This is a genomic window from Pseudomonas sp. EA_5y_Pfl2_R50, assembly GCF_963970475.1.
In the GTDB taxonomy this organism is placed as follows: domain Bacteria; phylum Pseudomonadota; class Gammaproteobacteria; order Pseudomonadales; family Pseudomonadaceae; genus Aquipseudomonas.
This window is the reverse complement of sequence record NZ_CAXAPT010000011.1, coordinates 194,708-207,590: the sequence shown is the minus strand read 5'-3', so window position 1 is coordinate 207,590 and position 12,883 is coordinate 194,708. Positions and strand designations below refer to the sequence as shown.

The window sequence follows — 12,883 nt, the reverse complement described above, 5'->3', positions numbered from 1 at the left end:
GCATGTGTGGAATTGTCGGCGCAGTAGCTGAACGTAATATCACCGCCATCCTGCTCGAAGGTCTCAAGCGCCTCGAATACCGTGGCTATGACAGTGCCGGTGTTGCGGTGTACACCAACGACGAAACCCTCGAGCGCATGCGTCGTCCGGGCAAGGTCAGCGAACTTGAAGCGGCATTGGCCGAACACCCGCTGGTGGGTCGTCTCGGTATTGCCCACACCCGTTGGGCTACCCACGGTGCGCCGTGCGAACGTAACGCCCACCCGCATTTCTCCGGGGACATCGCGGTGGTGCACAACGGCATCATCGAAAACCATGAAGCCCTGCGTGAGCAACTGAAAACCCTGGGTTACGTGTTCACCTCCGACACCGACACCGAAGTCATCGCCCACCTGCTCAGTCATAAGCTCAAGGATCAGCCAGACCTGAGCGTTGCATTGAAAGCCACGGTCAAGGAATTGCACGGTGCCTACGGTCTGGCAGTGATCAATGCACAGCAACCGGACCGTCTGGTCGCCGCGCGCAGTGGCAGCCCGTTGGTGATCGGTCTGGGCCTGGGCGAGAACTTCCTCGCGTCCGACCAGTTGGCCCTGCGTCAGGTCACCGATCGTTTCATGTACCTGGAAGAGGGCGATATCGCCGAAATTCGCCGCGATAGCGTGCAGATCTGGGACATCAACGGTCATGCTGTCGAGCGCCAGACCGTGCAGTACAGCGACGGTGCCGAAGCCGCCGACAAAGGCGAATTCCGCCACTACATGCTCAAGGAAATCCACGAACAACCGGCTGTGGTGCAGCGCACCCTCGAAGGTCGCCTGAGCAACGATCAGGTATTGGTCCAAGCCTTCGGCCCGCAAGCCGCCGAGCTGTTCGCCAAAGTGCGCAACGTGCAGATCGTCGCGTGCGGCACCAGCTATCACGCCGGCATGGTTGCCCGTTACTGGCTGGAAGAACTGGCCGGCATCCCGTGCCAGGTCGAAGTCGCCAGCGAGTTCCGCTATCGCAAAGTGGTGGTGCAGCCGGACACGCTGTTCGTGACTATCTCGCAGTCGGGCGAAACTGCCGATACCTTGGCAGCCTTGCGCAACGCCAAGGAATTGGGGTTCCTCGCCAGCCTGGCCATCTGCAACGTCGGCATCAGCTCGTTGGTGCGTGAGTCCGACCTGACTCTGCTGACCCAGGCCGGCCGGGAAATCGGCGTCGCCTCGACCAAAGCGTTCACCACGCAGCTGGTCGGCCTGTTGCTGCTGACCCTGTCGCTGGGTCAGGTGCGCGGCACATTGGCCAACGGTGTAGAAGCCCGTCTGGTCGAAGAACTGCGTCGCCTGCCAACCCGTCTCGGCGAAGCACTGGCCATGGACAGCACGGTGGAAAAGATCGCCGAGCTGTTCGCCGAGAAAAACCACACCCTGTTCCTCGGTCGCGGTGCGCAATTCCCGGTCGCGATGGAAGGCGCGCTGAAGCTCAAGGAAATTTCCTATATCCACGCCGAAGCCTACCCGGCCGGTGAACTCAAGCACGGCCCGCTGGCGCTTGTGGATAACGATATGCCGGTGGTCACCGTGGCGCCGAACAACGAACTGCTGGAAAAGCTCAAATCCAACCTGCAGGAAGTCCGCGCCCGTGGTGGTGAACTCATCGTGTTCGCCGACGAGAAAGCCGGGATGACCAACGGCGAAGGCACCCACGTCGTGCAGATGCCGCACATCCACGACATCCTTTCGCCGATCCTCTACACGATTCCACTGCAATTGCTGTCTTACTACGTCGCGGTGCTCAAGGGCACGGACGTCGATCAGCCACGCAACCTGGCGAAGTCGGTGACGGTGGAATAAGTTATCCACAGCTGAGACACGCGAAAAGATCGCGGCCTGCGGCAGCCCCTGCACCGGAATCGTATTCCACCGGCAGGCGCTGCCGCAGGCCGCGATCTTTTGATTTTCAAGTGAGGGTCGAGCCCATGGACCGCTTTCAGGAAATGCACATCTTCGTCACGGTCGCTCAGGAGCAAGGCTTCTCCGCGGCGGCGCGGCGCCTGGGGTTGTCGGCGGCGAGTGTCACGCGGGCAGTTGCAGCGGTGGAGTTGCGCATTGGTACGCAATTGCTGGTGCGTACCACGCGCACGGTGCATCTCACGGAGGCGGGGCAACGGTATCTGGAGGATTGTCGGAGAATTCTTGCCGAGGTGCAGGAAGCCGAGGATTCCGCTGCCGGCAGTCACGCCGAGCCGCGTGGGCAATTGACCGTGACGGCGCCGGTGCTGTTTGGCGAGTTGTTCGTCACCCCGATCATGGCTGATTACCTGACCCAGTACCCGGATGTTTCAATCAATGCCGTGCTGGTCGACCGGATCGTCAGCATGGTCGAGGAGGGTATCGATGTGGCAGTGCGCATCGGTGAGCTCGCCGACAGCAATCAGCACGCAATCCGGGTCGGCGAGGTACGGCGGGTGGTCTGTGGTTCGCCGCAATACCTGGCGCGACATGGCTGGCCCCAACATCCCCAGGCGCTGACTGGATTGTCGGTGGTGTCGACGGCGGCGACCGGGCAGATGCGCAATTGGCCGTTTCTCGAAAATGGCGAGCCGCTGATCGTGCGTCCCGAACCGCGTCTGGTGGTCACGGCCAATCAGGCAGCGATTTCAGCGGCGTGCCTTGGGTTGGGGCTGACTCGGGTGCTGTCTTATCAAGTGGCGAACAAGGTTGCCGCCGGCGAACTGGAGATCGTCCTCGCCGAATTCGAATTGCCGCCCCTGCCGATTCACGTGGTTTATCAGGGCGGGCGCAAGGCGCCGGCGCGGGTGCGCAGTTTTGTTGATTTCACCGTCGATACCTTGCGCGAGCATCCAGCGTTGAAGCAGCAGGCGTTATTGCGCTAGATGAAATAATCGATTGCCAATGCTGGTTATTCTGCTGATTTGAAGATCGGCGGATGATGGCCCTCCATCAGTGCTGCCAACCCGCGCAGTGCGATCATCCCGTGGAGTCGACCATGCAAGCGATCAAGTTTTACAACTTCCCGCGTTCCGGCCACGCCCACCGCGTCGAGCTGATGCTATCGCTGCTGCAACTGCCGACCGAGAAGATTCTGGTCGACCTCGCCAAGGGTGAGCACAAGCAGCCTGCCTATCTGGCGATCAACAGTTTCGGTCAGGTGCCTGCCATTGACGACAATGGCGTGGTGCTGGCGGATTCGAACGCGATTCTGGTGTATCTGGCGCAGAAGTACGGCAAGGGTCGCTGGCTGCCCGCCGATCCCGAGGGCGCCGCGCGCGTGCAGCGCTGGTTGTCGGCGGCGGCAGGCCCGATTGCCTTTGGCCCGGCTGCCGCACGCCTGGTCACGGTGTTCGGCGCGCAGTTGAACGCCGAAGAAGCCATTGGCCGCGCGCATAACCTGCTCAAGGTAATGGACGTCGAGTTGGGTAACGCCCCGTATCTGGTGGGTGAGGAACCGACCATCGCCGACATTTCCGCCTACAGCTATATCGCCCATGCGCCGGAGGGCAATGTCTCGCTGGATGACTACGCCAACGTCCGTGCCTGGCTCGCTCGTGTCGAAGCATTGCCCGGTTTTGTCGGCATGCCGCGCACCGTAGCGGGTTTGCAGAAAACGGCCTGATGTCTTTGGCCCGGTTGTGTCCGGGCCTTTCAGACTGCGCCAGCGGCGCAGGGGAGACGTGTGATGGAACGTTCACCGTGGCACGCTGGCGAGCAGCAATTGCAGGCGCATGTCGGCGTTGCCGAACGTATGGAGGCCTTCGGGCGCAAGGTGATTCGCACCTGGATGCCGGATCAGCACCGTGCGTTCTATCAGCAGTTGCCGTTCATGCTCTACGGTGCGGTCGATGCTCAAGGCCGGCCATGGGCCAGCGTGCTGGAGGGCGCGCCGGGCTTCGCCCATTCGCCGGACCCCGAACATCTGCATTTCAACACTCAGCCCGCCGCCGAAGACCCGGCGCAGTTGCGCAATGGCGAGCCTATCGGTCTGCTCGGCATTGAGCTGCACACGCGGCGGCGCAACCGTCTCAACGGTCATGTCGGCCAGCTCGATGCCGACGGGTTTGAGCTGAGTGTCGATCAGGCGTTCGGCAACTGTCCGCAATACATTCAGCTACGCCAGTTCGAGCGTGTCCCGCTGACCGATCCACTGACCCGTCCGGCTCAGCACCTCGACTCACTTGATGAGGTCGCCACGGCCCTGATCGCCGGCGCCGATACCTTCTTCGTTGCCAGTTATGTCGACGTCGATGGCCAGCGTTCAGTGGATGTTTCCCACCGTGGAGGTCAGGCCGGGTTTGTACGGGTGGAAGGCAATCGTCTGACCATCCCCGACTTCGCCGGCAACCTGCACTTCAATACCCTCGGCAACTTGCTCCTCAATCCCAAGGCGGGCTTGCTGTTCATCGACTTTTCCACAGGCGATATGCTGCAACTGAGCGGCCGCACCGAGATCATTCTTGAAGGCCCGCACATCGAAGCCTTTCAGGGCGCGGAACGCCTGTGGACGTTTGAAGTGGAAAAACTGGTGCGCAGGCCGGCAGCGTTGGCATTGCGCTGGCGCTTCGACGGCATGTCGCCGACCAGCCTGTTGACCGGCAACTGGGCCGAGGCGGATGCCCGTTTGCAGGCGCAGGCGCTGGGCAACCGGTGGCGACCGTTGCGGGTGGCGAAGATCGAGGCGGAGAGCAAGAGCATCCGCTCGATTTACCTGGAACCGGATGACGGTGCCGGTTTGCCAGTGTTTCTCGCCGGCCAGCATCTGCCGCTGCGTTTCACCCTTGATGGCGAGGTACACATCCGCACCTACAGCCTTTCAAGTGCGCCGTCGGACGGTTTCTACCGCATCAGCGTCAAACGCGAAGGTCTGATTTCGTCGCATCTGCATGAGCAGATCCGCGTGGGCGATGTACTTGAAGCGCGGGCGCCGCAAGGGCATTTCACCGTGGCGCCGCTGGAGCACAGACCGTTGGTGTTGCTGGCCGCGGGTGTGGGCATCACGCCGTTGCTGTCGATGTTGCGCGAGGTGGTGTACCAAGGCCTGCGCACTCGCAGGATTCGTCCGACGTGGTTGTTGCAGAGTTCACGCAGCCTTGCTGACCAGCCTTTTCGCAAGGAACTCGATCGCTTGCTGGAAACGTCGGGCGATGCGGTGCGGATCGTGCGGTTGCTCAGCCAGCCGGAAGCGGATTGCCGTGAGGGTGAGGATTTCGACCTGCAAGGGCGCATCGACGGTGATGTCCTGCGCAACCTGCTCGACGTCGACGATTTCGATCAGCTCGATTTTGTGCTCTGCGGCCCGGGGGCTTTTACTCAAGGCCTGTATGACAGCCTGCGCGAACTGGACGTGCGTGATGCGCAGATCTTCGCGGAAACCTTTGGTCCCTCGACACTGAAGCGGCTGGCCGATCCGGATGCCATCGTCATCGAACAACCGCCGGCAGCCACCACATCCGTACCCGTCGTGTTCGAGCGCTCGGCGAAAGAGGCACGCTGGCGGCCGGATGGCGGAAGCTTGCTGGAGCTGGCGGAAAGCCGTGGATTGCGACCGGAATTCAGCTGTCGCGGTGGCTCGTGCGGCACCTGCAAGACCCGGCTGGTCAGCGGTGCGGTGAATTATCCACAACCCCCCGCCGATGTTCCGGAGGCTGGGCATGTGCTGATTTGCTGTGCGGTGCCGGCGCAAAGCAACCAGCCGTTGGTGCTGGATCTGTAACCCGGTGTTCTGATCCTGCTCGCAGACTTCAGCCACTTCAGGGCCTCAGGCGTAGGACAGCGACTTTTCCTCCAGCAACTCCTCGTAAAGGGCCGTCCACTTGCGGCCCATTTCATCGGCGGTGAACAACTGCCGGTAACGCGCTTCGGCTTTTATCCCCATGGCCGCTGCGCGCTCCGGGTTTTCCCAGAGGGTGCGCATCGCCTCGCGAAATGCCTGTGGATGACTCGGTGGCACCACCAGCCCGGTCTCGTTGTGGATATTGATGTAGCTGGTGCCGGTGCCGATCTCACTGGAGATCATTGGCTTGCCGTACATGGCGCCTTCCAGCAACGAAATGCCGAAGGCTTCGGAACGCAGGTGCGAAGGGAAGACGATGGCGTAGCTCAGTTGCAGCAACGCGACCTTGTCTTCGTCACTCAGACGCCCGAGGAAATGAATGTTGCGCAGACCCAAGGCTTGCGCCTGGGCGTGCAACTCCAGTTCCAGTGGGCCGGCGCCGACGATGACCACCGGGTAGTCGACATCTTTCAGCGCATCGAGAAGGATGTGCAGGCCTTTGTAATAGCGCATCACGCCGACAAAGAGGAAAAACTTATCCCCAACCTGCTGGCGCCAATGGTTCATCCGTTGCGTGTCCGGCTGTGGATAACCGGCCTTGTTCAAACCGTAGGGAATCACCCGGGTCTTGTTCTGGAACCGCTGCAAAACATCGCTGGTGTGCAAATAGTTCGGCGAAGCGGCGACGATGCGGTCGGCGCTGGCGAGGAAGCGGTTCATCAACGGGCGGTAGAGCTTGAGCAGGTGTTTCTGGCGGATGATGTCCGAGTGATACGTGACCACGCTCGGCTTTTTCAGGGCGCTGGCGAAATGCACCAGATCCATGAAGGGCCACGGGAAGTGGTAATTGACCACATCGGCCTCGGCGGCCATCTCGCGAAACTGTTTGAACACGCTCCAGGAAAAACCGGTGGAGGCGAACTGGATGTCGAGTCTGGCGCGGTGCACTTCGTGCTGGCCGAGGCGAACCACGGGAGGATTCGGGTCGGCGCTGAGCGTCAGAACCTGGCCTTCGATGCCGTGCTGGGCACCGCTTTCGCACAGCTGGAAAATCACCTGTTCGATGCCGCCGACCGAGTCAGGCAGGTACGTCTTGAAAAAATGAAGAACTCGCATTCAACCTCCCATGGCCTGGCGGTAGGCACCGGCCGTCGCCTGTGCACAACGCGTCCAGGAAAAAAGCCGTGCCTGCTGCAATCCGGCTTCCTGACATCTCTGCCAATGCGCTTGATCGTCGACCAGCCGGCTCATCGCATCCCGCAAGCCTTCTGGATCGTCAGCTTCAATATAGTTGCCCGCCGCACCCGCGACCTCCGGCATGGCCGAAGAGCGGGTGATGACCACCGGCGTGCCGCTGGCCATCGCCTCCAGAACCGGCAGGCCGAAACCTTCATAAAGCGAAGGGAAAATCAGCGCCCGGGCGCCGGACAGCAGTTGCGCCACCTGTTCGTCCGGCAGATAACCGAGCAGACACACGTGTCCGCCGGCCAAGGCCTGGCGCAACGGCTCGCTGAACTGTTCGCGCTCCCAGCCCGCCATGCCGACGATCAGCAGCGGATAGCGCTGGCGCAGGTTTTCCGGCAACAAGGCGTGGGCGCGCAGCGCGAGGCTGAGGTTCTTGCGCGGCTCCAGTGTGCCCACGCAGAGGAAATATTGCCGCGCCTCGACCGCATGGGCCTTGAGCACCGCATCGATGGCTTGCGGATCGCGTGGATAAAAGCGCTCAGCGACACCCAGAGGCGCCACGACAAACCGCTCGGCGGGCAAGCCGAAATACGCTTGCGCCTCGTCGGCGATTGCCTGCGAGTCGGTGAGAATCAGCTGTGCCTGTTCGACGCCAAGCGCCAAGCGTCGCTCGATTTCCCTGAGTCGTGCCGGCGGCTGGGTCTCGGGAAAATGCAGGTGCGTCAGATCGTGCAGGGTAATCACCGTCGGGCCGTCGAAGGCCAGCGGCCACAGGCTCGGCTCGTGGTACAGGTCGATGCCTTGGGCGCGGCCCTGATCGAAGCGTTTCTGTTCCAGCCAGCGCCGCGCCTGATACGCCCCGGGAATCTGCCGCAGCAACGGCGTCAGCCGCGAATACCCGGGCATCGCCGCCTGCGGCAACGCCGAACTCCAGCCCCAGCCGTGGAACAGGCTGACCTCAACGTCGGGTTCACTGCGCAACGCCGTCACCAGTTCGGCGACGTATTGGCCGATACCGGTGCGTGGCGCCTGCAGAATCCGTGCGTTAAGGGCAATGCGCATGCTGACTCTCGGCGGCGGGCAGGGGTGTCTTCAGGTTGTGCTCGATGCGTTGAACCAGTTGCGCACTGGCTTCGCGCCAGCTCAACCAGCGCCATTGGTCCAGGCTCAGTTTCGCCGGGAATGCCTTGGAGCGATCCATGCCGGTGATCAGATCGGTCAGGCTCTGTGGGTCCGCCAGATCGAAATAGGCCATGTAATCGCCGCCGATTTCACGGAACACCGGAATATCGCTGCCCATCGCCGGCAAGCCGCGCTGCATGGCTTCCACCAGCGGCAGGCCGAAGCCTTCAACGAACGACGGGAACACCAGCGCCGTGGCATGGGAATAGGCGTGTTCGAGGCTGTTGTCCGCGAGCTTGTTGTACATGAACAGGCGCCGGTTCAGCTCGGGGTGTTGGCGAATGCGTTCGATCAACGCCTCGCACTTCCAGCCAATCTTGCCGACGATGCACAAGCGGGCCTTCGATCCGCCGGCCCAGGCGCGTTCGAAGGCATCGAGCAGGTATGCATGGTTTTTGCGCGGTTCGATGGTGCTGACCATCAGAAACACCGGGTCCGGCGTTTCGAACATGCGCAACAGGTCTCGGTCGACCTCGACGTCGGCGTCAGCCAGATCCAGCTCGGAGCCGAGATGGAAGTGATCGAACCAGCGCTGCGCCACCTTTTGCGCGCCGATGCGGCGGGTCATTTCCTCGCGCACCTGATCGCGGATGGTGGTCGAGATTGCGACATAGCCATCGGCGGTGCGCGCGATCCAGTCGAACCAGTCGTTGAACACCTTGACCAGCCCGGCATCGCAAAACTGTGGATGGGTCAGCGGGATCAAGTCGTAGATCACCGAGACGATGCCGACGCCGTCGCGCTTGAGTTGTTCGGCCAGGGGGAAGAAGTTGGCGTGCCAGGACGAATCGAGCAGCACCAGTTGATCGCCGGCGCGGTGGGTTAGCGGCACGCAGCGCTGAGGAATCGACTTGCCCTTCAGGAGACGTGCGAGCAAGCGCATCGGCAGACTGAAACAGGCGAACGCAGTGAGTCGGCAACCGACGTACAGCACCCGCCGGGCGAAATGCGACTGGCTGAACGGGCGGCGCCGCTCAAGGGCACGGTGGCGCAGCCAGAAGGCGTTGGCCCATTGTTCCAGCTTCACGCGCAGGGCGATCAGATCAAGCTTCACCGATTTCAGCGGGGCCAGGCTTTTCACTTCAAACAGACCGCCGTCGATCATCACCACCGGGATGCACTCGGTGTTTTCATCGGCCTGCGGCAGTTGCTGAATGACGTTGCGCACGACGCGCTGAATCCCCGAGTTTGCAGACGGATGTTCGAAAACGTAGGTGCATTCGACCAGCAGGCGGGTCATCGCGTGATCTCCGTATCAGGCGTTGGTACCGGGTTTTCCGTGGAGCGGCTGATAGAGGTTTGCGCCTCAAGCCACGAGCAGCCGACAAAGTTTTCCTGACGGTTGTTGATTACATGGAAAACCAGGCCCAGATCCCGCCACTCGTAATTGCGGTCCAGGTGCGAGTCGAGGCGCGACAGACTCAAGGCCACCGAGTAGCTGCCCTTGCCCAGGCGCATGTCGAAGGCAAACCGGAAGGTCACCCGCTCACCCGCCGTCAGGTCGGTGACCGCCTGATCGAGACGATGGGTGTTGATACCGTAGATCGCCTGACCCAGACGATCCTTGATCAGAAAGCCGAGCACCAGACGTTCGATATCGGTACGGACCTGCGCCTGTACTTCGAGCACGACAGGCTGGCCGACTTCGGCCACTTCAAGGCTGCGGCCCTGGGTGTCGAGTAATCGCACACTGACAATGCCAGCCTCGCCGGTGCCGGAAATGGTCTGCATCTGACCGTTGGCGAGCATTTCCTGACGGACGATCTGGCCTTCGCGCTGGGCGAGCATGGCGTTGTAATAGTCCATCACCTCTTCGGGTTTGCCGCGCATCGCCAGGCGACCGTCCTCCAGCAGAATGGCGGTGTCGCAGATCGACTGAATGGCCGAGCGGTCGTGGGACACGATCAGCAGCGTGGTGCCGGCCTTGCGGAAACTGCGGATGCGCTCGAAGCTCTTGTGCTGAAAATAGGCATCGCCCACCGAGAGTGCTTCGTCGACGATCAGGATGTCCGGGCGGCGCGCCGTAGCAACGCTGAAGGCCAGGCGCATCTGCATCCCGCTGGAATAGGTACGAACCGGTTGATCGATGGCTTCGCCGATTTCCGCAAAGCTTTCGATCAGCGGCATCAGCGCCTGGATTTCTTCGACCTGCATGCCCAGTAACTGGCCGGCCATGAAGGCATTCTGGCGTCCGGTGAAGTCGGGGTGAAAGCCCATGCCCAGTTCCAGCAACGCGGCTACGCGACCTTGCAGTTGAATCTGCCCGCGGGTTGCCTGGGTGGTGCCGGTGATCATCTTCAACAGCGTGCTTTTGCCCGCGCCGTTGACGCCAACGATGCCCACGGCTTCACCGGGCTGGATCTCGAAATCGATGTCTTGCAGCACCCAGTGCAGGTGGTGCCGGGGACGAGAAAAAGGCACCAGCCATTCCACCAGACGACTCCATCGATTGGGGTATTGCTTATAGGCCTTGGCCAGGCCACTGACGCGTATATGTCCCATCAGAGCTCATCCACCATTTCACCGACACGCTGACGAAACAGCCGCAGCGCCAGGGCGCAGAACAGCAGGCCGAGGATCAGCAGGGGCAGCAATGAGTTCCAGTCCGGCCACTGGTTATAGAGAAAGACATTCTGGTAACTGGTCATCAGGGCCGTCATCGGATTGAGACTGATCAGGTGCTGGATGCCTGGCGGCAGGATCGACAGCGGATAAACGATGGGCGTCAGCCAGAACCAGAATTGCAGGCAGATGCCGAACATCTGCCCGACGTCGCGAAAGAACACATTGAGAATGCCCAGCAGCATGCCCAGCCCGGCGGCGAACAGCACTTGCAGGAGCAGCAGCGGGATCAGTGCCAGCAACGCCATGCCGGGCAAGCGTCCGCTGATCAGCAGGAAGCCGAAAAACAGCCCGAGAATGATCGCGAAGTTGATGCCGGCATTGAGCAGCGCAATCACCGGCAGGCAAATGCGCGGGAAGCTGATCTTCTTCAGCAGGTTGGCGTTTTCCAGAAACATGCTCTGGCTGCGCGCAGTGATTTCCGCGAACAGGCCCCAGGTCAGCAGGCCTGCACACAGGTAGACGCTATAGGCCAGGCCATCGTCCACACCGGGCAGGCGGGCGCGCATGATCTGGGAAAAGATCACCGTGTACACAACGATCATCGACAGCGGATTGAGCACTGTCCACAGCGCACCGAACAACGAATTGCGATACCGCGCTTGAAACTCTCGCTTGACGCTACCGAGGATGAAACCCCGGTAGCTGCGCAGCGAGCGGTACAGGGAAAGCAGCATTCAAACCGTCCTGCCGTAGTGGTCTTCGAAGCGGACAATATCGTCCTCTCCCAGGTATTCCCCGCTTTGCACTTCGATGATCACCAGATCAATCACCCCGGGGTTTTCCAGGCGGTGCTTGTGGCCGGCGGCAATGAACGTCGATTCGTTCTTGGCCACCAGATGAGTGCCGGTGCCGTTGTTGGTGACCTTGGCCATGCCTTCGACCACGACCCAGTGTTCGTTGCGATGATGGTGCATCTGCAGTGACAGCTTGCCACCCGGCTTGACCACGATGCGCTTGATCTTGAAGCGCGGGCCTTCCTCGAGCACGGTGTAGGTGCCCCACGGGCGGCTGACCGTCCGGTGCAGCCGGTAGGCTTCGTGGGATTTGTCCTTGAGTTGCTTGGCTACGCGCCGCACATCCTGCGCGCGGTCGGCATGGGCCACCAGCACGGCGTCGGCGGTGTCGACCACGATCAGGTTATCCACACCCACCGTTGCCACCAGCCGGCCGTCGCTCTGGACGAAGTTGTTGTGGCTGTCGATGAAAATCGCTTCGCCGCTGGCGCGGTTGTTGTCGGCATCGGCCGGCACCAGCGCCGCGACGGCGCCCCAGGAGCCGATATCGCTCCAGTCGAAACCGGCCGGCACCACCACGACTTTTTCCGAACGCTCCATCAACGCGTAGTCGATGGAAATGTCGGTGATCTCGGCGAACAGCGTCGATGACAGTTCCTGTTGCAGGCAGCCGACGGTTTCCACCGGGGCGCTGGCGTCCATGCACGCGCGGGTCTGTGCCAGCAACTCGGGGGCATGCACTTGCAACTCGGCGATCAGGGCGGCCGTGGTGAAGCAGAACATCCCCGAGTTCCACAGGAAGTTGCCGCTTTCCAGATAATGCGTGGCGGTTTGCAGGTCGGGTTTCTCGACAAAGCGCTGCACTTTCGCCGCGCCTTTGGCATCCAGCGGCGCGCCGGTTTCGATGTAGCCGAAGCCGGTTTCCGGTGCGGTCGGCATGACACCGAAGGTCACCAGGTAACCGTCTCTGGCCAGATTGACCGCGTGCTCGACAGCCGTTTTCAGCGCGTCCTGATTGACGATCAGATGGTCGGCGGGCATCACCACCATGATCGCGTCATCACCATGCAATGCCTGCAGCGAGAGGGCGGCGGCAGCGATGGCCGGGGCGGTGTTGCGCCCGGTCGGCTCCAGCAGGAAGTGACCGCGATGACGCGACACATGGGCGGCGCAATAGTGATCCTTGCTCTGGAAGTAGTACTCGCGGTTGGTCACCGTGACAATGTCGCCCCAGCCGTCCAGTAGTGCGGCGGCACGCTGGTAGGTCTTGCCCAGCAGCGACTGGCCGTCGGGCAGGGTCATGAACGGCTTGGGATGGCCCTCGCGGGACACCGGCCATAAACGGGTGCCGGCACCGCCGGACAGAATCACGGGGATCAGCATGG

The 12,883-nt window shown here is 61.7% G+C and carries 10 protein-coding genes; 4 read left to right on the top strand and 6 right to left on the bottom strand.

Features of this window, described 5'->3' with window-relative positions:
* Nucleotides 1-2: 2 nt before the first annotated feature.
* From glmS to AACY19_RS19745, 4 genes are all read left to right on the top strand, one after another.
* Nucleotides 3-1,835 carry a glutamine--fructose-6-phosphate transaminase (isomerizing) gene (gene glmS, locus AACY19_RS19760; RefSeq protein ID WP_339453134.1) on the top strand — a complete coding sequence of 611 codons (1,833 nt, stop codon included), beginning with the start codon at nt 3-5 and terminating at the stop codon, nt 1,833-1,835.
* A 125-nt stretch (nt 1,836-1,960) separates the two neighbouring features.
* Nucleotides 1,961-2,878, top strand: a complete 918-nt coding sequence (locus AACY19_RS19755; protein WP_339453132.1) for a LysR family transcriptional regulator — start codon at nt 1,961-1,963, stop codon at nt 2,876-2,878.
* Nucleotides 2,879-2,991: 113 nt separating this feature from the next.
* Nucleotides 2,992-3,618, top strand: a complete 627-nt coding sequence (locus tag AACY19_RS19750) for a glutathione S-transferase family protein (RefSeq protein WP_339453131.1) — start codon at nt 2,992-2,994, stop codon at nt 3,616-3,618.
* A gap of 63 nt (nt 3,619-3,681) precedes the next feature.
* Complete coding sequence (locus AACY19_RS19745) at nt 3,682-5,712, top strand: pyridoxamine 5'-phosphate oxidase family protein (RefSeq protein WP_339453129.1); 2,031 nt, start codon at nt 3,682-3,684, stop codon at nt 5,710-5,712.
* A gap of 45 nt (nt 5,713-5,757) precedes the next feature.
* Here AACY19_RS19745 and AACY19_RS19740 read toward each other — a convergent pair whose 3' ends face one another.
* The 6 genes from AACY19_RS19740 to AACY19_RS19715 are packed head-to-tail and all read right to left on the bottom strand — an operon-like array spanning nt 5,758 to nt 12,881.
* Nucleotides 5,758-6,888, bottom strand: coding sequence for a glycosyltransferase family 4 protein (locus AACY19_RS19740; RefSeq protein ID WP_339453127.1), 1,131 nt, complete (start codon nt 6,886-6,888; stop codon nt 5,758-5,760).
* The gene (locus AACY19_RS19735; RefSeq protein WP_339453125.1) at nt 6,889-8,019 is read right to left on the bottom strand and encodes a glycosyltransferase family 4 protein; all 1,131 of its coding nucleotides are present in this window, start codon (nt 8,017-8,019) and stop codon (nt 6,889-6,891) included.
* Nucleotides 8,003-9,379 (bottom strand): glycosyltransferase family 4 protein, encoded by a 1,377-nt coding sequence (locus AACY19_RS19730; protein ID WP_339453123.1) that lies wholly within the window; start codon nt 9,377-9,379, stop codon nt 8,003-8,005. The genes AACY19_RS19735 and AACY19_RS19730 overlap by 17 nt, the downstream gene beginning before the upstream one ends.
* Nucleotides 9,376-10,641, bottom strand: coding sequence for an ABC transporter ATP-binding protein (locus AACY19_RS19725; RefSeq protein ID WP_339453121.1), 1,266 nt, complete (start codon nt 10,639-10,641; stop codon nt 9,376-9,378). Before AACY19_RS19725 ends, AACY19_RS19730 begins: the two co-directional genes overlap by 4 nt.
* Nucleotides 10,641-11,438 (bottom strand): ABC transporter permease, encoded by a 798-nt coding sequence (locus AACY19_RS19720; RefSeq protein WP_339453119.1) that lies wholly within the window; start codon nt 11,436-11,438, stop codon nt 10,641-10,643. The genes AACY19_RS19725 and AACY19_RS19720 overlap by 1 nt, the downstream gene beginning before the upstream one ends.
* Entirely contained in the window at nt 11,439-12,881 is a 1,443-nt protein-coding gene (locus tag AACY19_RS19715) for a mannose-1-phosphate guanylyltransferase/mannose-6-phosphate isomerase (RefSeq protein ID WP_339453117.1), read from the bottom strand.
* Nucleotides 12,882-12,883: the final 2 nt, after the last annotated feature.

Coding starts and splice junctions, on each gene's coding strand:
- glmS (WP_339453134.1), top strand. CDS start 3: ATGTGTGGAATTGTCGGCGCAGTAGCTGAACGTAATATCACCGCCATC.
- AACY19_RS19755 (WP_339453132.1), top strand. CDS start 1,961: ATGGACCGCTTTCAGGAAATGCACATCTTCGTCACGGTCGCTCAGGAG.
- AACY19_RS19750 (WP_339453131.1), top strand. CDS start 2,992: ATGCAAGCGATCAAGTTTTACAACTTCCCGCGTTCCGGCCACGCCCAC.
- AACY19_RS19745 (WP_339453129.1), top strand. CDS start 3,682: ATGGAACGTTCACCGTGGCACGCTGGCGAGCAGCAATTGCAGGCGCAT.
- AACY19_RS19740 (WP_339453127.1), bottom strand. CDS start 6,888: ATGCGAGTTCTTCATTTTTTCAAGACGTACCTGCCTGACTCGGTCGGC.
- AACY19_RS19735 (WP_339453125.1), bottom strand. CDS start 8,019: ATGCGCATTGCCCTTAACGCACGGATTCTGCAGGCGCCACGCACCGGT.
- AACY19_RS19730 (WP_339453123.1), bottom strand. CDS start 9,379: ATGACCCGCCTGCTGGTCGAATGCACCTACGTTTTCGAACATCCGTCT.
- AACY19_RS19725 (WP_339453121.1), bottom strand. CDS start 10,641: ATGGGACATATACGCGTCAGTGGCCTGGCCAAGGCCTATAAGCAATAC.
- AACY19_RS19720 (WP_339453119.1), bottom strand. CDS start 11,438: ATGCTGCTTTCCCTGTACCGCTCGCTGCGCAGCTACCGGGGTTTCATC.
- AACY19_RS19715 (WP_339453117.1), bottom strand. CDS start 12,881: ATGCTGATCCCCGTGATTCTGTCCGGCGGTGCCGGCACCCGTTTATGG.